General features: G+C 50.6%; 22 protein-coding genes and 1 other annotated feature. Of the genes, 7 read left to right on the top strand and 15 right to left on the bottom strand.

Annotated features, from left to right (window positions below; genetic code table 11):
• Positions 1 to 34: 34 nt before the first annotated feature.
• From L579_RS11785 to L579_RS23955, 10 genes are all read right to left on the bottom strand, one after another.
• Complete coding sequence (locus L579_RS11785; protein ID WP_021184466.1) at positions 35 to 2,440, bottom strand: replication endonuclease; 2,406 nt, start codon at positions 2,438 to 2,440, stop codon at positions 35 to 37.
• A complete protein-coding gene (locus L579_RS11780) occupies positions 2,437 to 3,300 on the bottom strand; it encodes a DNA adenine methylase (protein WP_021184465.1) in 864 nt (287 codons plus the stop codon). Before L579_RS11780 ends, L579_RS11785 begins: the two co-directional genes overlap by 4 nt.
• Positions 3,297 to 3,731, bottom strand: a complete 435-nt coding sequence (locus L579_RS24030) for a DUF7415 domain-containing protein (RefSeq protein WP_200864667.1) — start codon at positions 3,729 to 3,731, stop codon at positions 3,297 to 3,299. Before L579_RS24030 ends, L579_RS11780 begins: the two co-directional genes overlap by 4 nt.
• Positions 3,728 to 3,955 (bottom strand): TraR/DksA C4-type zinc finger protein, encoded by a 228-nt coding sequence (locus tag L579_RS11770; protein ID WP_036626518.1) that lies wholly within the window; start codon positions 3,953 to 3,955, stop codon positions 3,728 to 3,730. Before L579_RS11770 ends, L579_RS24030 begins: the two co-directional genes overlap by 4 nt.
• Complete coding sequence (locus L579_RS11765) at positions 3,955 to 4,185, bottom strand: DUF2732 family protein (RefSeq protein WP_021184464.1); 231 nt, start codon at positions 4,183 to 4,185, stop codon at positions 3,955 to 3,957. The genes L579_RS11770 and L579_RS11765 overlap by 1 nt, the downstream gene beginning before the upstream one ends.
• 69 nt (positions 4,186 to 4,254) lie before the next feature.
• Entirely contained in the window at positions 4,255 to 4,593 is a 339-nt protein-coding gene (locus L579_RS11760; RefSeq protein WP_021184463.1) for a DUF5347 family protein, read from the bottom strand.
• A complete protein-coding gene (locus L579_RS23320) occupies positions 4,557 to 4,751 on the bottom strand; it encodes a phage filamentation protein Fil family protein (protein ID WP_071783584.1) in 195 nt (64 codons plus the stop codon). Before L579_RS23320 ends, L579_RS11760 begins: the two co-directional genes overlap by 37 nt.
• Positions 4,736 to 4,888 (bottom strand): hypothetical protein, encoded by a 153-nt coding sequence (locus tag L579_RS23315; RefSeq protein WP_021184462.1) that lies wholly within the window; start codon positions 4,886 to 4,888, stop codon positions 4,736 to 4,738. Before L579_RS23315 ends, L579_RS23320 begins: the two co-directional genes overlap by 16 nt.
• Positions 4,889 to 4,937: 49 nt before the next feature.
• Positions 4,938 to 5,447 (bottom strand): phage regulatory CII family protein, encoded by a 510-nt coding sequence (locus L579_RS11755; RefSeq protein ID WP_021184461.1) that lies wholly within the window; start codon positions 5,445 to 5,447, stop codon positions 4,938 to 4,940.
• A 32-nt stretch (positions 5,448 to 5,479) separates the two neighbouring features.
• Entirely contained in the window at positions 5,480 to 5,611 is a 132-nt protein-coding gene (locus L579_RS23955; protein ID WP_161628641.1) for a hypothetical protein, read from the bottom strand.
• 220 nt (positions 5,612 to 5,831) lie between these two features.
• Between L579_RS23955 and L579_RS11745 the strand changes: the two genes are divergently transcribed.
• Both L579_RS11745 and L579_RS11740 read left to right on the top strand, forming a co-directional pair.
• Positions 5,832 to 6,689, top strand: a complete 858-nt coding sequence (locus L579_RS11745) for a phage repressor protein CI (protein ID WP_021184460.1) — start codon at positions 5,832 to 5,834, stop codon at positions 6,687 to 6,689.
• 4 nt (positions 6,690 to 6,693) lie between these two features.
• Complete coding sequence (locus L579_RS11740) at positions 6,694 to 7,725, top strand: phage integrase (protein ID WP_021184459.1); 1,032 nt, start codon at positions 6,694 to 6,696, stop codon at positions 7,723 to 7,725.
• 179 nt (positions 7,726 to 7,904) lie between these two features.
• Here L579_RS11740 and L579_RS11735 read toward each other — a convergent pair whose 3' ends face one another.
• The gene (locus L579_RS11735; RefSeq protein WP_021184458.1) at positions 7,905 to 8,426 is read right to left on the bottom strand and encodes a GNAT family N-acetyltransferase; all 522 of its coding nucleotides are present in this window, start codon (positions 8,424 to 8,426) and stop codon (positions 7,905 to 7,907) included.
• Between the two features lie 300 nt (positions 8,427 to 8,726).
• On the opposite strand from L579_RS11735, the gene L579_RS11730 reads away from it, so the two are divergent.
• A complete protein-coding gene (locus L579_RS11730) occupies positions 8,727 to 9,806 on the top strand; it encodes a 3-deoxy-7-phosphoheptulonate synthase (protein WP_021184457.1) in 1,080 nt (359 codons plus the stop codon).
• Positions 9,807 to 9,812: 6 nt separating this feature from the next.
• Positions 9,813 to 10,934 (top strand): bifunctional chorismate mutase/prephenate dehydrogenase, encoded by a 1,122-nt coding sequence (gene tyrA, locus L579_RS11725; protein WP_021184456.1) that lies wholly within the window; start codon positions 9,813 to 9,815, stop codon positions 10,932 to 10,934.
• Positions 10,935 to 10,966: 32 nt separating this feature from the next.
• Here the strand turns inward: tyrA and pheA are convergent, their stop codons facing one another.
• The 4 genes from pheA to bamD all read right to left on the bottom strand — a co-directional run bounded on the left by pheA (position 10,967) and on the right by bamD (position 13,703).
• Complete coding sequence (pheA, locus tag L579_RS11720) at positions 10,967 to 12,130, bottom strand: bifunctional chorismate mutase/prephenate dehydratase (RefSeq protein WP_021184455.1); 1,164 nt, start codon at positions 12,128 to 12,130, stop codon at positions 10,967 to 10,969.
• A gap of 22 nt (positions 12,131 to 12,152) precedes the next feature.
• Positions 12,153 to 12,277: a sequence feature (Phe leader region), on the bottom strand.
• Entirely contained in the window at positions 12,229 to 12,276 is a 48-nt protein-coding gene (gene pheL, locus L579_RS23805; RefSeq protein ID WP_100703679.1) for a pheA operon leader peptide PheL, read from the bottom strand. It overlaps the preceding feature by 48 nt.
• Positions 12,278 to 12,376: 99 nt before the next feature.
• Positions 12,377 to 12,703, bottom strand: coding sequence for a ribosome-associated translation inhibitor RaiA (raiA, locus tag L579_RS11715; RefSeq protein WP_021184454.1), 327 nt, complete (start codon positions 12,701 to 12,703; stop codon positions 12,377 to 12,379).
• Between the two features lie 268 nt (positions 12,704 to 12,971).
• Positions 12,972 to 13,703, bottom strand: a complete 732-nt coding sequence (gene bamD, locus L579_RS11710) for an outer membrane protein assembly factor BamD (protein ID WP_021184453.1) — start codon at positions 13,701 to 13,703, stop codon at positions 12,972 to 12,974.
• Between the two features lie 130 nt (positions 13,704 to 13,833).
• On the opposite strand from bamD, the gene rluD reads away from it, so the two are divergent.
• The 3 genes from rluD (at position 13,834) to clpB (ending at position 18,238) form a co-directional block, all read left to right on the top strand.
• A complete protein-coding gene (gene rluD / locus L579_RS11705; protein WP_021184452.1) occupies positions 13,834 to 14,814 on the top strand; it encodes a 23S rRNA pseudouridine(1911/1915/1917) synthase RluD in 981 nt (326 codons plus the stop codon).
• Positions 14,811 to 15,539, top strand: coding sequence for a purine nucleoside phosphorylase YfiH (yfiH, locus tag L579_RS11700; protein WP_021184451.1), 729 nt, complete (start codon positions 14,811 to 14,813; stop codon positions 15,537 to 15,539). Before rluD ends, yfiH begins: the two co-directional genes overlap by 4 nt.
• Positions 15,540 to 15,664: 125 nt before the next feature.
• Positions 15,665 to 18,238: an ATP-dependent chaperone ClpB gene (gene clpB, locus L579_RS11695; protein ID WP_021184450.1), complete on the top strand. Its 2,574-nt coding sequence runs from the start codon at positions 15,665 to 15,667 to the stop codon at positions 18,236 to 18,238.
• Positions 18,239 to 18,492: the final 254 nt, after the last annotated feature.

The following is an 18,492-nucleotide window of genomic DNA, read 5'->3' as shown; positions in this document are numbered from 1 at the left end:
TAAAAGTGAAACGTTTTTTTACTATTCAATGAGATTAATCTTGCAAAATATTGACGTTACGATTGTCGCGGATCGCCCACTGACGCCACTTGTCATCTTCCTGTAAGCGTTCGTTTCGGTAAAAAACTCGCATTCCAGCGCCTGAGTTCAGGCTTCCACCACTCAGAAGCAAGTCAGTTTCATCATCATTTCCCTGAAAACCTCTTGCCTTCAGCTCGGCTATGAGAAGTGCTCTCTGGTGCTCATCGATTTCTTGTTTGTAGCTGCGTCGGGAAAGGGGTTTAACCTTTCTCAGTCCTGCCAACAGTTCGCGGCGTTCTTTTCTGCTCATTTTTTCAAAGTCTGTTAAGGCATTCGTAACCTCTCCAGGCTGTTCCGGTAGATCCCCGGATAAAGAAAAACCCTCAGAAATGTTTATTTTTTCATCAGGGGGACAGTTATTGCCACGAGTCCAAGGGGCGCTAGCGCCCTGGTCGGCTGTCGCCTCCTGAACGTCAACGGCTTTACGGACCATTTTCCATTTGGTCGCGTGCGTGCAAATCCGGCCCGCAACTAACGGGGACCATATGCCATAAATACGGGTGCCGTGATCACCGTAAGCGCTCGGTTCTTCGTTAAGCTCATATGCCGTTCTGACAATGTGGTGTTTGCGGGGAACCAGCACGCCGCCCTGTTTCATAATGTAGGTGGCAAAACAGCCCACATCAGCAGCAGCAAGCACGGCATCGAGTTGCGGGTTGTCCAGTACCGGCGCACCCGCTTTTTTGTCGTTTTGCATTCTCAGCGCCTGGCCGGCAAGCAAACGTAATTCGCGGTAAGCCTGGCGGCCCGGAATACCAAAGAAGCGGAATTGTTGAACACGATGCAGTGAAGCCCATGCGCCAACGTTTTCAGCATTGTCACGCAATGACTTGCCGGTCTCTGCGCTGATTTCGTCAGACAGCCCACGGCCATCGATGTTTTTGCTCACATACTTAGCGATGTAACTGGTTGGCGTGCCTTTGCGCGGGTTAATCAGTTCAGACTTAAAGCGCGGCCCGGTATTGTTTCCCAGCTCCTCGCGGTCTTCTCGGATGGCAAACTTACGTAACAGTGCTGTGATCGATCGGCGGTCCTTTTTGCGCATAAAGCACAGCAGGTGCCAGTGTACGGTGCCGTCATGATGAGGTTCTGCAACGCGGACGCCATACCAGCGCAACCCGGCTTTGTGCATGGCTTTGCGGTAGGCGGCAAACGTATCAACCAGATAATCGCTGCTTTCGCGCACGGTAGCGCTGCACCACTTCGGATTGGGTCTGCCGTTGTTGAGAGTGGCATGGAAGCGAGACGGGCAGGTGATTGTGTAGAACACAGCGCAGTCTCCGCGCATTTCGGCGATAAGCTCCAGCCCCTTAACACAGGCCATCATTTCATTACGGCGATGTGCCGGGTTGCTGCTACTGGCGTTAACGACGTCCTCCATATCCAGCGTGTCGCCATCCTCATTAACCAGCTCATGAGAGCGGAAAAACTCCAGCGATTTACGGCGCTGCTCGCGCTTATGGATCACCGCCTCAAAGCTGACGTAAGGCGATGCTTTTTTGTTGACCAGGCAGACAGCGCGCAGCTGTTCCTCTCGCCACTCGCATCGAATCTGCCACAGCTTGCGATACCACCAGTCCGCGCAAAGCATCCGGGCCAGTGATGGCGGGATCAGATCATAGGGGACGGGTTTACGACGGCGTTTTTTACGGCGCAGCTGTTCGAACGCAGGCGGGATGACATCAAGTCGCATTGCTTCAGCGGCCACAATTTCCCATGCCTGGCGGATCTGTTCAGGCTTCACATCATCAATCACAAACAGATGGTCGCTCGCCCTGTCAAGGCACATGCTCATGTGCGCAGCAACCAGCGTTGACAGCCGCTTAACCTGGTTTTGATTCATTTCAGGTAAAACAAGCAGACCATCCAGCCCGTCATGACTTGCCATGAACCGGAAAGAAGCAGATACCTGGCTTTCACGCACAAGTGCCAGTCTTTCGAGGCAGGGGCGGATAGTTTCGCGCAGATAACGTGAATAGGCTTTTGGCCTGCCAAGGCTATGGAAGAATTTGATTCTTTCCATCAAAGGTTTACTGATGTGCGGAGGCTGTGCGCTGACATCACCCACGATAATCAGATCAGGATTAAAGTGCTGTTGTTCACGGGCCATTTTGGCCCGGCTAATCAGCCTGTCATGCTCCATCTCTCGCTGGACAGGGTCGCGTGATTCATTGAAGAAAAAACGGTCCCAAGCCTCATCACTCAGCGCCTCACGGCGCAGCTGCTCCTGCTGGTTATCCGCAGCATAGAGAGTGATCAGGTTTGAAAGCGCAGAAACCGGCGCAACTGCCGCCGGGTCCAGTTTCGGGTTAATCGCTTGTTTAGGGGCATTCCACGGGTAAGCGTATGGCACTGTCATTTTGTCGCCTGTATTTCTGGTGACCAGTCAGAGCCGCTTGCCATATCGAAACCAATAAAATCAGGAGTCCACTTCGGGGTGCGAACTGCAATAATTTCCGATGCGCGCTTTTTCTCGCCGGCTTTAACGCCAACAGCACGGGCTACGCTGATTTTGGTAATTCCAAATGCGCGGTAAATGCTGCGGGTAAACATGGTATCGCTGTTGGAAACAACTACAGGGTGGCTTTCAGAGACGCCCAGCAGGTAACAGGCCAGTGAGTGCTGGTCGTCTTCGGTAAACCCGCCTGTGTGATAATCGGTGAATGTGCCGTGATACGGCGGATCGCAGTAAACAACATCACCCGTTTTCACCATGTCCAGAGTTTCACGGTAATCAGCACAAATGAATGTTGCCCGCCGCGCTTTCTCAGCAAACGTCTCTATTTCAGCCAGGGGGAAATATGGCTCGGCATAATTACCGTATGGGATGTTGAATTCCCCCCGACGGTTATAGCGACATACACCCCGATATCCGTGGCGATTCAAATAAAGAAAATGTGCAGCACGTTCCAGCAGAGGCATTGAAGCACTATTATTGAATTCGTCGCGTATCTGGTAATAACTTTCCTCTGTCCTGTTCTGAGTGAAAAGAGTAAACGCCGCCATGATAAACGGGCTGGAGTGTTCTTTTATCTGCTGGTAGAGATTAATTAAATCGTGATTAATGTCGGCAATAAGATATTCCCGGTAATCAGTATTCATCATCACGGCACAGGAACCAGCGAATGGTTCAACCAGGCGATTTCCTGCTGGCAGGTGCGTCAGCAGTTCGGACATGACACGAGACTTATTGCCCGCCCACTTAAGGATAGTGCTCATTGCGCCCCCCCTTTTTTTAATTTTTCTGAGTAATGCCACTCTCTATCAGGTGCAATTAACGCCCCCTCAGATATACCTTTTTCATCATCACGGAATAAAGCCAACCCTAAAGGGTGGAGAATTTCCCTATTGATTCTAATAATTAGGCCAAGCGAGCTAAGCTGATTCCAATCCATCCAAGAAAAGACGCCTATTTTCGCACGACCATCAGGCATTGAAGGAAAATTATCAGTGCATAAATCAGACCAGTGATGCACAGTCTGGACAGACTCAGAAATCCTGTAATTTCTAAGCTCCTTCAGTGCAGAAACTATATCTGAGTGATAAATCTGGTCGGCTAAACGCTTACCTTCGAGGGCGCTATCACTTGCCAGCGATTCGATACCTATAAGTGTATTCAGACTTTCAATAGTCAATCGATTAATAGTCATACTCTCCCTCCTTTATAATTAACTTCTTTCCATTCACTTAATTCTTTGCATGTCACGCACAGTTCAACACCCGGCAACGCGCGACGACGTTTCTCAGGGATTTCCTCTCCGCATGATTGACAGAAAAACTCACACGCCCCAGCAGGGCGGTTAGTAGCGTGTGCCAGATTGCGCGCCAGTTCCTCCTGAACGCGCTGCTGGACTAAATCCATTGAATCGGCCATCAGTGCATTGCCTCCTGTGCTTCGTTTTGATAACGCTCTGCTTCCTGGCGGATAAGTTCGGCAGCCTCAACACCGCTTAAACCTTTTTGTTGAATTTGCATTGCAAGACCAGTAAGGCGACGTGCTACCAGCAGGCCGCGCTCGGCGCGTTCTTTCGCGCGTGCTGATGTGATGATTGTGGAAAGCTGTTCCACTTCTGCGCTGAATTTCCGTGTTTCAATATTTCGCATATCTGTTTCTCCAGAATTAGGGCAAAAAAGTGCCCGGCGGATTTACGCCATTTGTTTTCTTTGGGTTAATTAATTAGGAAGTGTCAATTTCTTAGGAAATAAACTCACGACTGCACGAAAGTGATTCATTGCACTAATCAGCGCCTTTACCTCGTCACTCGTCAGTTCACTGTATTCAACGCTGTGACGTTCTTTGCTGATATTTGCCAGAAAGAAAATTGCGCTTAATGCGCGGCTGTTTTTATCATGCTGCGAATCACGTTTATTGCGCATGGCGTTGATGAAGCGCTTTAATTCATTGCTGCAATCACCGTTCGTCATGGTACGAAGTAAAGAAATGTGATTCAGAGCATCAGCACGCTGCCCGGCGTTCATCTGAACAGTAATGTTTTCAGCTTTGTAATCCATGATTTTTTCCTATTACGGGTTAAACCTGCCAGCAGCTCGGCCTGAGAGTGTGCCGGGTGCCAACGCCTGCCGTTTACGGTTTCAATCCAGCCATGTCCAAACGTTTTTAACTGTTGATGCGGTGACTGATTTTTTAACAGTGTTACAAATACCGGCATAATTCACTTTTCCCCTTTTTAACTTCTCTTACGTTTTCACCCCGGAAGCGTTCACCATTTACCAGCGTGAAAAAACCGCTGCCGTCGCCGGATATTGACGGGTAATAAAGCGAGACATTTTCCGCATCTACTGACATTTCATTTCCGCGATAGCGAAAGTAATACGTGAAGCCTTCCCCCATAGTCCTAGCCCATACCAATGGATGCACCGATCCCGCTAATAACATCAGCGGTGCCCGCCAGTGCAGGGTTTGAATGAATGCGAGCCTGAACGGCCAGAGCAGCAAGAGTCAGACAGCGAATACCGGTGTTAACGCTTTGAACCACACTGCGACGGCATGCCGTAGTGATTTTGTCCTGGCTTGCAGCGTTAGCCGCCAGCGCGCCAATCTCGGCGGTTGCTTTCAGCACATAAGCCGGGAATTTGTCATTAGCAACTTCGTTTACCGGTACACATGGAAGACACTGCAATTGAGCCAGTGCCCCATCAATCAGCGTTGCATCTTCAGTAAGGTCAGTAAGGAGCAGCATCTCACTTACCGTTAATTGATGAATCTGATCAGGGTTTAGTTTGTTACGCAGTGTTTGCACTTTCATGCCAGCCTGTTGGGCCAATTCAACCATGTTATGTGCTAATGCAAACTGACGGCAGGCGTCGTCATAGTGTTTTTGGGTGGAAGTCTGATAATCAAACATGCCAATTGCTCCTTTTAACTTACAAAATTAAGTTACTGAAACACGGCGTAGTTTGAATTCAGCGCCTGAGCCAAAAGACGAGCACGGAACGCGACCATATTGATACGGCCTAAACCACCCTCACGGGAGCGAGGAACGATAAGGAGTTCGCCCCTTTTCACCATTTCTTTAACGGTGTTTAGGCAGCATCCATACTGCTGTGCAAACTCGTCATATGAGAGGAAGTCCGGGCCTGAAGGGATTGCAATTTGAATACTCATAGGTGAATATCCTCGGTTAGGTTCTTTTTGAGTAGATTTTAGCACATTTCGCGGTGTGAAAAATGGATGATAGTGATCATTTGGCTATGTGTAAGCATAATCATAAATATATTTTGGAGGTTGGATGCCTGGCTCATATGGTGATGTTCGTGAAATTTTAGGAAGAATCCTTGATTCTTATGGAGTTAGCACGCGTCAGGCATATGCTGATTTAGCAGGCATGCCAATTGGCACCGTTAATAATTGGCTAAAGCGCGGGAACCTTCCTGGTGACTACATTGTTCAGTGCGCACTCGAAACTGGTGCGGATTTGAACTGGCTGGTTAGTGGTGAGTTTACAAATGCAAACTCACCCAAAGAAACACACTTCCTGCTTAAAGGAAAGGCTTTGCTTGCTTCGATGCTTGAATCAGGTGGTAAGCCGGTAATACGCCGATTGATGCAAGCCTATGGTTTCAACTTACAAAAGGAACTTGGCGACTATCTTGATATACCCTCACCAACCATGAGCGCATGGGTGCGCAGAGACCATTTTCCCGGCGAAGTAGTTATCGCGTGCGCGTTAGATACCGGAGCATCTCTTTACTGGCTCGCCACAGGGAAAGGAGCTATGCATAGCGAGGAAAACACATCGCATTCACTGCCGGATGAAATACGGTGCATTCCAAAATATTCAATTCATACAGGAATCATGAGTGAGCACGGTGCGTGGTATTGCGATAGTTCTCTCTTAGATGATTCCATTAATAACCCTGCCTTAATAGTCAAAGGCTCAAACCAATGGTGTGTCGATCTGGATGCAAAAACCATTGGTAATGGTCGCTGGGTGATTGACCTGGACGGCATCATTGACGTTTACGACGTATCGCGTTTGCCTGGCAACAGACTGAACGTAAAAAACGAGTCGTCCCGGTTCGAATGCAACGCTGACGATATTGAATGCGTGGGCATGGTTCTAATCACTCTTAGCAAAAACTCTTGAATCTATGGCGGCTAAAAAACTCCCAACAGGTGAATGGCTTTGTGACTTCTATATAGATGGAAGGGGAAGCCGTCGCATTCGTAAGACATTCGCGACTAAAGGCGAGGCAGTAGCTTATGAAACTTACAAACGCGATGAGGCAAATCAAAAGCCGTGGTTGGGAGAAAAAGAAGATCGGCGCAAGCTCAGTGAACTAATCACGCTTTGGAATGACCTACACGGCAAACAGCTCGCAGCCAATAAATCCCGCAAAGCGAAACTTGATATTGTTTGTAACGGGCTTGGTGATCCCATCGCTTCGCAAATCACCCCTAAACAGTGGGCGCATTACAGGGAGCGCCGTCTCAGCGGGGAAATCAGCAACGGTTATCATACCGACCCTGAAAAATGGAAAGTCAAACCGATAACAGTCAATCGCGAGCATCAATATCTATACGCCGTATTCAATGAGCTAAAACGGCTTGGCGAATGGAAATTGCCAAACCCTCTTGATGGCCTTCGTATATTTAAAGAAACCGAGAAGGAAATGTCTTGGCTGACTGACGAGCAGATCAAGAAGTTACTTGATGCAATGGGTCGATATGGAAAACCACATCTGACGCAGATTGTTAAAGTTTGTCTTGCCACTGGCGCACGCTGGAGTGAAGCAGAAAGGCTAACCCGTTCCCAGCTTTCAAAGTACAAACTTACTTTCACCAAAACCAAAGGCGGCAAAAACAGAACAGTGCCTATACCTGTGTGGCTGTTTAAGGAAATGGAAAAGCTGGAGGGGCGGATGTTTAAGCCCTGCTACCAGGAATTTAAAAAGGCGCTGGCGCTAACGGATATTGAATTAGTGGAAGGGCAGATGACCCACGTTCTGCGGCACACTTTCGCAAGCCACTTTATGATGAACGGCGGAAACATCCTCGTTCTGCAACGCATACTTGGTCACGCGAATATCCGTGAAACGATGCGTTATGCACACTTTGCACCGGATCACTTGGAAGAGGCGGCAGAACTGAATCCGCTTAGTCGTCTTTTGTCCACGGTTTGACTACGCAGCATGTGCGAGGATGGTCTAAACCATGCTTAGGATGTGCGTAACTTATTGTTGTTATTGTAAATCATTGTTTTCTAATATGTGCTAGTAAAAGCGTCTTAACTAAGAGCTCGCGTAAGCGACATCTCAAAGTTAATAGCAAACAAGGGGTTGGCATCTGCCAGCCCCTTTTTTTATCCGCGTTTTAAATGATAAATGGCGGTATTCACCGGGCCACTTTCCAGCACGATTAAACCGTAGCGGTAATCGACAAAACTGAAGCCACTGCGCTCTGCCACTGCACGGCTGGCGCGGTTATCTGCTGCTGCCAGAATCTCCAGCAACTTCACCTCAGGTGACTGAAAGCCTAACGTAATCAGCTGGGCGACTGCGCGTGTTGCTACTCCCTGACGCTGAGCTGTCGATCGTACCCAATAACCTAATGCGCAAAATTCTCCAGGCTGTTGAGTAAAACGAATACCGGCACCGCCCAGCAACTGATCGTTTTCATCGACAATCGCGAACTCTTCGGCTTCTCCTTTGACGCGCTGGATATGAGTAAAGTTGATCCAACTGCTAGCCTCATCGCTGCAATAATTATCGTGTGCCCACGCCATCCAGGGCGTCAGACTGGTGAGGGATTCATTCACTGCCTGGGCAAAAGAGGCGGCGTCCTGCAAATGAAAAGGTCGAAGACCAACATGGCGAATACTCATAAAACTGATCCTGAAAAGCTACGTATAACAAAATGTTAGCGCAGGTCTGCGCAATAATCTTATGTTGTTTTGAATGTTGGTGTAATTAATTATTTACACTTATCCATTGGGCTTGTGGGATGGTTTTTTAATTTAACATCATGTTTTTAAAAAAATAAATTTATATTTATCATGGTGAGAAAACGATGTGGTAATAAAAGTGTACATCTATGGATTGCATCATTTACGGCTTATGGTAAAGTGAGCGCCATCCTCAATGAGGATCCCAACACGCATAAACGAGTAAAAAGGATCGCTATCATGCAAAAAGACGCGCTGAACAATGTGCATATCGCCGATGAACAAATTTTAATTACCCCCGGAGAACTGAAGGCGAAATTCCCGCTGAGTGCTGCTCAGGAAGCGCAAATTGCCGCTTCACGTCAGACTATCTCCGATATCATCGCTGGCCGCGATCCGCGCCTGCTGGTGGTATGTGGTCCTTGTTCAATCCACGATACTGAAGCTGCACTTGAATACGCGGGTCTGTTGAAAAACCTTTCTGAACAGTTGAAGGATCAGCTGTACATCGTTATGCGTGTCTATTTTGAGAAACCCCGTACTACCGTCGGCTGGAAAGGGTTGATCAACGATCCCTATATGAACAACTCGTTTGATATGGAAGCCGGGCTGCACATTGCGCGTCAGCTGCTGGTGAACCTCGTGGAGATGGGACTGCCGCTGGCGACGGAAGCGCTCGATCCGAATAGCCCACAATACCTTGGTGATCTGTTCAGCTGGTCAGCGATTGGTGCGCGTACCACCGAATCTCAGACCCATCGTGAGATGGCTTCAGGTCTTTCCATGCCGGTTGGCTTTAAAAACGGTACCGATGGTAGCCTGGGCACTGCAATTAACGCCATGCGCGCTGCTGCGATGCCGCACCGTTTTGTCGGTATCAACCAGGCCGGTCAGGTTTGCCTGTTGCAGACCCAGGGCAATCCGGATGGTCATGTGATCCTGCGTGGTGGTAAAGCACCCAATTACGGCCCGGAAGATGTTGCGCAGTGTGAAAAAGAGATGCTCAAAGCGGGACTGCGTCCGGCCTTAATGATAGATTGCAGCCATGGCAATTCTAACAAAGACTATCGCCGTCAGCCCGGAGTAGCCGAATCGGCTATTGCCCAGATTAAAGATGGAAACCGCTCCATTATTGGCCTGATGCTGGAAAGCCATATTCATGAAGGCAACCAGTCATCTGAGCAGCCGCGTAGTGAGATGAAATACGGTGTGTCCGTCACCGATGCCTGCATCAACTGGGATACTACCGAAACCTTACTGCGCGAAATCCATCAGGATCTGCAGGGAGTGCTGTCGGCGCGTCTGTCACACGAGGTGTAATGAGTCATGGTGGCTGAACTGACCGCGCTACGCGATCAAATCGATGAAGTAGATAAAGCCCTGCTCGGGTTGCTGGCGAAGCGACTCGAGCTGGTTGCTGAAGTAGGTGAAGTAAAAAGCCGTTATGGCTTACCGATTTATGTGCCAGAACGCGAAGCCAGTATGCTGGCTTCACGTCGTCAGGAAGCCGAGGCGCTCGGTGTACCACCGGATCTGATTGAGGATGTGCTGCGCCGTCTGATGCGGGAATCCTACACCAGTGAAAACGACAAAGGCTTTAAAACTCTGTGTCCGACGCTGCGTCCGGTGGTGATTGTCGGTGGCCGTGGCCAGATGGGGCGTCTGTTTGAGAAGATGCTGACCTTGTCTGGTTATCAGGTTCGCTTGCTCGATAAAGAGGATTGGGACCAGGCTGACGCGTTATTGAAAGATGCCGGTATGGTGATTATCAGTGTACCAATCCATCTGACAGAACAGATTATCGCGCAACTGCCAACGTTGCCGGAAGACTGCATTCTGGTCGATCTGGCATCGGTGAAGAATCGACCATTGCAAGCGATGCTGGCGGCTCATAATGGCCCGGTGTTGGGGCTGCATCCGATGTTTGGTCCGGACAGTGGTAGCCTGGCAAAACAGGTTGTAGTGTGGTGCGACGGGCGTCAGCCAGAGGCGTATCAGTGGTTCCTTGAACAGATTCAGGTGTGGGGTGCACGGCTCCACCGCATCAGTGCTGTTGAACATGACCAAAACATGGCCTTTATCCAGGCGCTGCGTCACTTCGCGACCTTTGCGTATGGTCTGCATCTGGCGGAAGAGAACGTCAATCTGGATCAGCTGCTGGCATTGTCCTCACCGATTTATCGGTTGGAGCTGGCGATGGTTGGGCGGTTGTTTGCTCAGGATCCACAGCTTTACGCAGATATCATTATGTCTTCAGAAAGCAATATCGCTCTGATTAAGCGTTACTATCAGCGGTTTGGTGAGGCGATTACCTTACTGGAGCATGGTGATAAACAAGCATTTATTGAGAGCTTCCAGCGTGTGGAACACTGGTTTGGTGACTACGCGAAACGCTTCCTGGTTGAGAGCCGCAGCATGTTGCGTTCAGCCAACGACAGCCGACAATAAAAAAAAGGGCATCCGCAAGGATGCCCTTTTGCTTAGATGCGCGGCTCTACCGGCACCACATTCTCACCCGGATAACAGCCGAGCACTTTCAACGAACGCGTCAGACCGCGTAACTCTTCCAGCGCGCGCTGCATGCTGTCAGATTGCAGATTGCCTTGCACATCGATGTAAAACATCTCTTCCCACGGGTTGCCGTTAATCGGGCGCGATTCCAGCTTGCTCATGATCAGGTTGTGCTGACGCAGAACCAGCAGCGCTTCAACCAGCGCGCCTGCCTGTTGGCCTGTCGCCATAATCAACGTTGTCTTTGCCGGGACCTGGTCGGAGACATCAATCGGCTTACGTGCCAGCACAATAAAACGTGTATGGTTCTGCTGCTGATTAGCCAGATCACGTTCCAGCACCTGTAATTGATACAACTCGCCACCGGCTTCGCTGCCGAGTGCGGCGACTTTTGGTGAGTTCATCGCAGCCACTTTTTCCATCGCGGCGGCAGTGCTTTCGGTGTACTCAATTTTCCATTGCGGGAAACGGTTGATGAACTGGCTGCACTGTTGGAACGGTTGGGGATGGCTGTAGACGGTTTCAATCTGCTGCAAATCGGTGTTGCCACTGACTAACACGCAATGTTCGATAGGAATGGTCAGCTCCCCCACAATCGACAGCGAGGTTTGTTGCAGCAGGTCATAAACGTCATTGATGGAACCGGAAGAGGTGTTCTCAATCGGCATCACCGCATAGTCAGCCTGGCCGCTTTCCACTTGCTGAATGATGTCCTGAAACTTAAGACAACCACTTTCCACCATCGAATCGAAGTGGCGGGCGGCGTATTTGCGTGCCGCAAGGTGTGAATAGGAGCCTTTCGGACCGAGAAACGCAATACGCGGGGCATGAGCATGCGGATGGTTGAGATTCTTTTGCAGCAACGCCTGCTGGGTCAGAACCGAATCCTCAATCACCAGTTGGAAAAGACGTGTGATGTAGTGTGCATCAAGCTGGTGTTTCTTCCCAAGAGTAATCAGGTTTTCCAGCAGGGCACGTTCACGTTCGACATCGCGGATCGGGCGATGGGTTGCCAGTTTGGCTTGCGCCACTTCAACTGCCAGGCTGCGGCGCTCAGCCAGTAACGTCAGTAGCTTCTCATCAACAGCGCTGATTTTGTCGCGTAATGCCAGCAGTGGATTATCGGGGTTCATAAGGCTCACCTGTAAGCTGTCCAATAAAAAAGCCTCCCGGTTGGGAGGCTTTGTTGTTCGTCTTCGCATTCATTTTCACATGACGAATCGCCTCCCAATCAGGGGAAGGTAAAAAAGAATGCGAAGAAGAACGGCAGATGTTTCATGGTAGTTTCCATAAATAAAGTGACCCGAGATTAACCGCACTGATTTAAGGCTGTCAATAAAAAACGCGCCCGTAGGCGCGTTGCTGAGAGAATCGGGGGTTTATCCCGCCGGAGTAAAATCTTTAACACTCGTGTTGGCGCGACGCGCTTCAGGTTTGTGTTGCGCTTTATTGAGCTGTCGCTCCAGCTTGGCAATCAGGTCGTTGATTGCGGTGTACATATCATCATGTTTCGCGCTGGCGACCAGCGTGCCGTTTGGTGTGTTAATCGTGGCGTCGGCCACAAATTCTTTCGGCTCTTTCGATAACACAATGTGCGGATTTATCAGGTGAGTTTGCCATTTTTCCAGCTTGGCGAGACGGTCTTCGACATGGTTGCGGATAGCCGCAGTGATTTCCATTTGTTTACTGGTAATGTTCAGAATCATCATTCAAACCTCTCTGTCATTTCCGTCTGGGTAGGTCCAGCATACCGCGGAAACGCGGAAAATGTGTGATCAAGATCACGTAAAAATGTCACTTTTTGTCAATGCCAACAAATTGTGAGAAAGGCCGGGAAAGTGGCGGAAAAAGCTTGAAGCGCGGGGATGAACGGGGCAAGATTGACGAGTTAACCGGGGCGATAAATCCGATTTTTGTCTGATTTTTCACCAAAAAAAAGCAGCCAATGAAGGCTGCTTTTTTGTTGGCTGCGAATCAGGCGTTATTGGCGGCGATAATTTTCGCCACTTTATCGGCCTCAGCAGTCAGTTGGAGCTGGCGATAGGCATTTTCCATCAGCGGCAGCGCCTCATGAGTGGCTTGCGCGTCCGGATAATCTCTCATCATCCCTTCTACACGGTTAACAACAGCGACATAAGCACCGCGCTTGGTATAGAATTGCGCCACTGAAAGTTCATACTTCGCCAGGCGCTCTTTCAGGAACACCAGGCGTTTCTGTGCATCTGCGGCATATTGGCTGTTCGGGTAACCGCGCAGCAGCTGGGAGAAGTCGCGGAATGCATCACGGGCATGGGTCGGATCGCGATCGGAACGATCAATACCGAAGAAGCCCTGTAGTGCGGAATCATCCAGCGCCATATCCGTCAGACCTTTCATGTAAATGACGTAGTCGATGTTCGGATGAGTCGGGTTGAGACGCATAAAGCGTGCGATAGCGGCTTGCGCCAGCGGCAGATCGGCATTTTTATAATACGCGTAGATCAAATCCAGCTGTACCTGCTGAGAATACGGGCCAAACGGATAGCGGTTATCCAACGCTTCCAGTTGCTTAATCGCCGCTTTAAAGTTACCGTCCTGCAGTTTTTGCTGAGCTGTGGCGTAAATCTCAGACGGCGGGCTGTCCGGTACTGTGTCCTTAGAACCGGAGCAACCCACCAGTGCCAGGCTCAGTGTGGCAGCAGCCACCAGATGTTTCATACGCGTCATGACGAAATGATTATCCTCAAAGTGTTATGGCGGAAGCTGTCCGTGTAGCTCCCGGTAATGACCAGGTACGATAGCACATTATATTAAACGGCATCGCCGTGAAAACCCAACGTTAACGAAGAAGCTGTATATGGCACAACAAGTTCAACTCACCGCAACGGTGTCCGAAGCACAACTTGGACAACGCTTAGATCAGACTTTGGCGGAATTGTTCCCTGATTATTCACGTTCTCGCATAAAAGAATGGATCCTCGAGCGTCGCGTCAGCGTCAATGGCACCGTGGTCGACAAACCGAAAGAAAAGGTTCTGGGCGGCGAGCAGGTGTCGATCAGCGCTGAAATCGAAGAAGAACAACGCTGGGAAGCGCAAAATATCCCGTTGAATATCGTCTATGAAGACGACGATATCATCGTCATTAATAAACCCCGCGACCTGGTGGTGCACCCTGGTGCAGGCAATCCGGATGGGACGGTGCTGAATGCGCTGCTTTACCATTACCCGCCGATCGCTGATGTACCGCGTGCGGGTATTGTCCATCGTCTGGATAAAGACACCACCGGGTTGATGGTGGTGGCAAAAACCGTTCCGGCACAAACCCATCTGGTTGAAACCCTGCAACTACGCGAAATTACTCGTGAGTACGAAGCGGTAGCGATTGGCACCATGACGGCGGGTGGTACGGTGAATGAGCCGATGGCGCGTCACTCGACCAAACGTACCCATATGGCGGTGCATCCGATGGGCAAACCGGCGACCACGCATTATCGCATCATGGAACATTTCCGTGCGCACACCCGTTTGCGTCTGCGTCTGGAAACGGGGCGTACCCACCAGATTCGTGTGCATATGGCCCATATCAACCATCCGCTGGTAGGCGATCCGCTTTACGGTGGTCGTCCTCGTCCTCCGAAAGGCGCTTCCGACGAGTTTATCGCGACGTTGCGTGGCTTCGATCGCCAGGCGTTGCACGCGACTATGCTGCGTCTCTACCATCCGATCACAGGTATTGAGATGGAGTGGCACGCGCCGCTGCCGCAGGATATGGTTGATTTGATCGACGCCCTGAAAGCCGACACCGATATGTTCCGCGATCAGCTGGACTGGTTATGACTGACCTGATCATCCCGGACTGGCCAGCACCGGCTCGGGTTCGGGCATGTTCCACAACGCGTCACGGCGGAGTAAGCCTGGCGCCCTGGGACTCACTGAATCTCGGCAGTCATGTCGGCGACAGTGAAGATCATGTGATGCTTAATCGTCAGCGTCTGGTTGAGCGGGCACAATTGCCCGCTATGCCGCAATGGCTCAATCAGGTGCACGGTCAGGATGTGGTGCGTCTGCCCCATGATAACTTGATTCCTGATGCGGATGCGGCGATCACCCGTGAAGCAGGTGTGGTTTGTGCTGTGATGACGGCGGATTGTTTGCCAGTGTTATTTTGCGCCCGTGATGGCAGCGAGGTCGCCGCAGCCCATGCGGGGTGGCGTGGCTTGTGTAATGGTGTGCTGGAACAGACACTGGCGCAATTTCACTGTCCCCCCAATGAGATTTATGCGTGGCTGGGGCCGGCCATTGGCCCACAGGCTTTTGAAGTGGGTGCCGAAGTTCGAGCGGCATTTATGGCGCATGATATTCGTGCCGATGCGGCATTTCGTCCGGTCGGGGAAAAATATTTTGCCGACATCTGGCTGTTGGCGCGTCAGCGTCTACAGGCGGCAGGTGTGCACTCCATCAGTGGATCATCGCGCTGTACCTGGCATGAAAACGACGATTTTTTCTCCTTCCGACGCGATCGTATCACCGGGCGTATGGCAACTTTGATTTGGCTGAGATAACCTTACGCCACAAGACGATCCAGTAGCGTATTTTTTGCTCACAACTCAGGTCATTAACCTTGAAAAATTTGAGGGATGACCTCATTTAATCTCCAGTAGCATTTTGACCTGTAACGGGAGGAATCATGCGTCTGGATCGTCTTACCAACAAATTCCAGTTGGCCCTGGCCGATGCACAGTCCCTTGCTCTGGGACACGATAATCAATTCATTGAACCCCTTCATGTGATGAGCGCATTGCTCAATCAGGAAGGCGGATCGGTGCGTCCGTTGCTCAGTGCCGCGGGTGCCGATGTGGCTGGCCTACGTACCGGCATTGATCAGGCTATTAATCGATTACCACAAGTTGAAGGCACGGATGGCGATGTACAGCCGTCCGCCGATTTGGTGCGTGTGCTCAACCTGTGCGACAAACTGGCGCAAAAGCGCAACGATAACTTTATTTCATCTGAATTATTTGTTCTGGCGGCCCTGGATTCACGCGGTTCGTTGGCGGATTTACTTAAATCTGCCGGCGCAACCTCAGAAAAACTCGCTAAGGCCATCGAGCAATTGCGAGGGGGAGAGAACGTGAACGACCAGGGGGCTGAAGATCAGCGTCAGGCATTAAAAAAATACACCATCGATCTGACCGAGCGTGCCGAAATGGGCAAACTCGATCCGGTGATCGGTCGTGACGAAGAAATACGTCGTACCATTCAGGTGTTGCAACGCCGTACCAAAAATAACCCGGTACTGATTGGTGAGCCTGGGGTGGGTAAAACCGCGATCGTTGAGGGGCTGGCACAGCGCATCATCAATGGTGAAGTACCGGAAGGGCTGAAAGGTCGTCGCGTACTGGCACTGGACATGGGTGCGCTGGTGGCTGGCGCGAAATATCGTGGTGAATTTGAAGAGCGCCTGAAAGGGGTGTTGAACGACCTGGCGAAGCAGGAAGGCAACGTCATCCTGTTTATTGATGAGCTGCATACCATGGTGGGTGCCGGTAAAGCCGATGGCGCCATGGATGCCGGTAATATGCTGAAACCTGCGCTGGCGCGTGGTGAGCTTCATTGTGTCGGTGCCACGACGCTGGATGAATACCGTCAATACATTGAAAAAGATGCTGCGCTGGAGCGTCGTTTCCAGAAAGTCTTTGTTGCTGAACCGAGCGTTGAAGACACCATCGCTATTTTGCGTGGCCTGAAAGAGCGTTATGAACTGCATCACCATGTGCAGATTACTGACCCGGCGATTGTGGCAGCGGCAACGCTTTCGCATCGTTATATCGCAGACCGTCAATTGCCGGATAAAGCCATCGACTTGATCGATGAGGCCGCGTCCAGCATTCGTCTGCAAATTGACTCGAAACCCGAACCGCTGGATCGACTCGACCGCCGTATTATCCAGCTTAAACTGGAGCAGCAGGCTCTGAAGAAAGAGTCTGATGATGCCAGTGTTAAACGTCTGGAGATGCTGGAAACAGAACTCGACCAGAAAGAGCGTGAATACGCCGAGCTGGAAGAAGAGTGGAAAGCAGAAAAAGCGTCTCTGACCGGGACGCAGAATATCAAGGCTGAACTGGAGCAGGCGCGATTGTCGCTCGAGCAGGCGCGGCGTGTGGGTGATTTGGGGCAGATGTCTGAATTGCAGTACGGCAAAATCCCGGCGCTGGAGAAACAACTGGCAGCGGCAACCCAGTCAGAAGGCAAAACCATGAAACTGTTACGTAACCGCGTAACGGATGTGGAAATTGCCGATGTGCTGGCGCGCTGGACCGGTATTCCGGTGGCCCGCATGATGGAAGGAGAACGCGATAAACTGCTGCGGATGGAGCAGGAGCTGCATGCGCGTGTTATCGGCCAGGATGAGGCGGTTGAAGCGGTGTCGAATGCCATTCGACGCAGTCGTGCAGGGTTGTCCGATCCGAATCGTCCGATTGGTTCTTTCCTGTTCCTGGGGCCGACCGGGGTGGGTAAAACTGAGCTGTGTAAAGCGCTGGCAAACTTTCTGTTCGACAGCGACGACGCCATGGTGCGTATCGATATGTCCGAATTTATGGAAAAACATTCGGTATCGCGTTTGGTGGGGGCTCCTCCGGGATATGTCGGCTATGAAGAGGGCGGTTATCTGACTGAAGCGGTGCGTCGTCGTCCCTATTCAGTGATTTTGCTGGATGAGGTAGAGAAAGCGCATCCGGATGTGTTCAACATTTTGCTGCAGGTGCTGGATGATGGCCGCTTAACCGATGGGCAGGGTCGCACGGTCGATTTCCGTAACACGGTAGTAATCATGACTTCGAACCTGGGATCGGATTTGATTCAGGAGCGGTTTGGTGCGCTGGATTATCCTGAAATGAAGGATCTGGTGATGTCGGTTGTTGGTCATCATTTCCGTCCGGAGTTTATTAACCGTATTGATGAAGTGGTGGTCTTCCATCCGTTGGGTGAAAAACACATTGCATCTATCGCGCAGATTCAATTGCAGCGGTTGTATAAACGTCTGGAGGAGCGTGGCTATCAGCTGCACATTTCGGACGAAGCAATCCGCTTGTTGGGAGAAAATGGTTACGATCCGGTTTACGGTGCACGACCGCTGAAACGTGCTATCCAACAGCAGATTGAAAACCCACTGGCACAACAGATTCTTTCTGGTGCGCTGGTCCCGGGTAAAACCATCGAGATGGATGTGAAAGATGATGCGATTGTCGCGCATCAATAGATAAAATGACGATAACGGGCCTGCGGGCCCGTTTTTTATGCCTTTCGCACAGGATTTTGCTGCATTTTGCAACGCCTTGCCTGGAAAGTGAGCGGTCGCGCAAAAAGTTTAAATTAGCGCTTGTCAGTCAGAATTATCTCCCTATAATGCGCCTCCACTGACACGGCAAAGCGGCAACGCAGACGGTCAGCGAGGGACGAAGTGATTCATCCCGCCAGAGAAAAATCTCGAAAAAGAGATTGACTCTGAAGGAG

The organism is Pantoea sp. AS-PWVM4 (genome assembly GCF_000468095.1).
In the GTDB taxonomy this organism is placed as follows: domain Bacteria; phylum Pseudomonadota; class Gammaproteobacteria; order Enterobacterales; family Enterobacteriaceae; genus Pantoea; species Pantoea phytobeneficialis.
The sequence above is the reverse complement of the archived record's forward strand: the minus strand, read 5'-3'. Positions and strand labels throughout refer to the sequence as shown.

Excerpts from the sequence above, each read along its gene's own strand:
- L579_RS24030 (WP_200864667.1), bottom strand. The coding sequence starts at position 3,731 with ATGACTATTAATCGATTGACTATTGAAAGTCTGAATACACTTATAGGT.
- L579_RS11740 (WP_021184459.1), top strand. The coding sequence starts at position 6,694 with ATGGCGGCTAAAAAACTCCCAACAGGTGAATGGCTTTGTGACTTCTAT.
- tyrA (WP_021184456.1), top strand. The coding sequence starts at position 9,813 with ATGGTGGCTGAACTGACCGCGCTACGCGATCAAATCGATGAAGTAGAT.
- L579_RS23315 (WP_021184462.1), bottom strand. The coding sequence starts at position 4,888 with ATGTCAGTAGATGCGGAAAATGTCTCGCTTTATTACCCGTCAATATCC.
- L579_RS11770 (WP_036626518.1), bottom strand. The coding sequence starts at position 3,955 with ATGGCCGATTCAATGGATTTAGTCCAGCAGCGCGTTCAGGAGGAACTG.
- L579_RS23320 (WP_071783584.1), bottom strand. The coding sequence starts at position 4,751 with ATGCCGGTATTTGTAACACTGTTAAAAAATCAGTCACCGCATCAACAG.
- L579_RS11755 (WP_021184461.1), bottom strand. The coding sequence starts at position 5,447 with ATGTTTGATTATCAGACTTCCACCCAAAAACACTATGACGACGCCTGC.
- L579_RS11765 (WP_021184464.1), bottom strand. The coding sequence starts at position 4,185 with ATGCGAAATATTGAAACACGGAAATTCAGCGCAGAAGTGGAACAGCTT.
- L579_RS11745 (WP_021184460.1), top strand. The coding sequence starts at position 5,832 with ATGCCTGGCTCATATGGTGATGTTCGTGAAATTTTAGGAAGAATCCTT.
- raiA (WP_021184454.1), bottom strand. The coding sequence starts at position 12,703 with ATGATTCTGAACATTACCAGTAAACAAATGGAAATCACTGCGGCTATC.
- yfiH (WP_021184451.1), top strand. The coding sequence starts at position 14,811 with ATGACTGACCTGATCATCCCGGACTGGCCAGCACCGGCTCGGGTTCGG.
- L579_RS11730 (WP_021184457.1), top strand. The coding sequence starts at position 8,727 with ATGCAAAAAGACGCGCTGAACAATGTGCATATCGCCGATGAACAAATT.
- L579_RS11785 (WP_021184466.1), bottom strand. The coding sequence starts at position 2,440 with ATGACAGTGCCATACGCTTACCCGTGGAATGCCCCTAAACAAGCGATT.
- L579_RS11760 (WP_021184463.1), bottom strand. The coding sequence starts at position 4,593 with ATGGATTACAAAGCTGAAAACATTACTGTTCAGATGAACGCCGGGCAG.
- rluD (WP_021184452.1), top strand. The coding sequence starts at position 13,834 with ATGGCACAACAAGTTCAACTCACCGCAACGGTGTCCGAAGCACAACTT.
- L579_RS23955 (WP_161628641.1), bottom strand. The coding sequence starts at position 5,611 with ATGGTGAAAAGGGGCGAACTCCTTATCGTTCCTCGCTCCCGTGAGGGT.
- L579_RS11735 (WP_021184458.1), bottom strand. The coding sequence starts at position 8,426 with ATGAGTATTCGCCATGTTGGTCTTCGACCTTTTCATTTGCAGGACGCC.
- pheA (WP_021184455.1), bottom strand. The coding sequence starts at position 12,130 with ATGAACCCCGATAATCCACTGCTGGCATTACGCGACAAAATCAGCGCT.
- L579_RS11780 (WP_021184465.1), bottom strand. The coding sequence starts at position 3,300 with ATGAGCACTATCCTTAAGTGGGCGGGCAATAAGTCTCGTGTCATGTCC.
- clpB (WP_021184450.1), top strand. The coding sequence starts at position 15,665 with ATGCGTCTGGATCGTCTTACCAACAAATTCCAGTTGGCCCTGGCCGAT.
- bamD (WP_021184453.1), bottom strand. The coding sequence starts at position 13,703 with ATGACGCGTATGAAACATCTGGTGGCTGCTGCCACACTGAGCCTGGCA.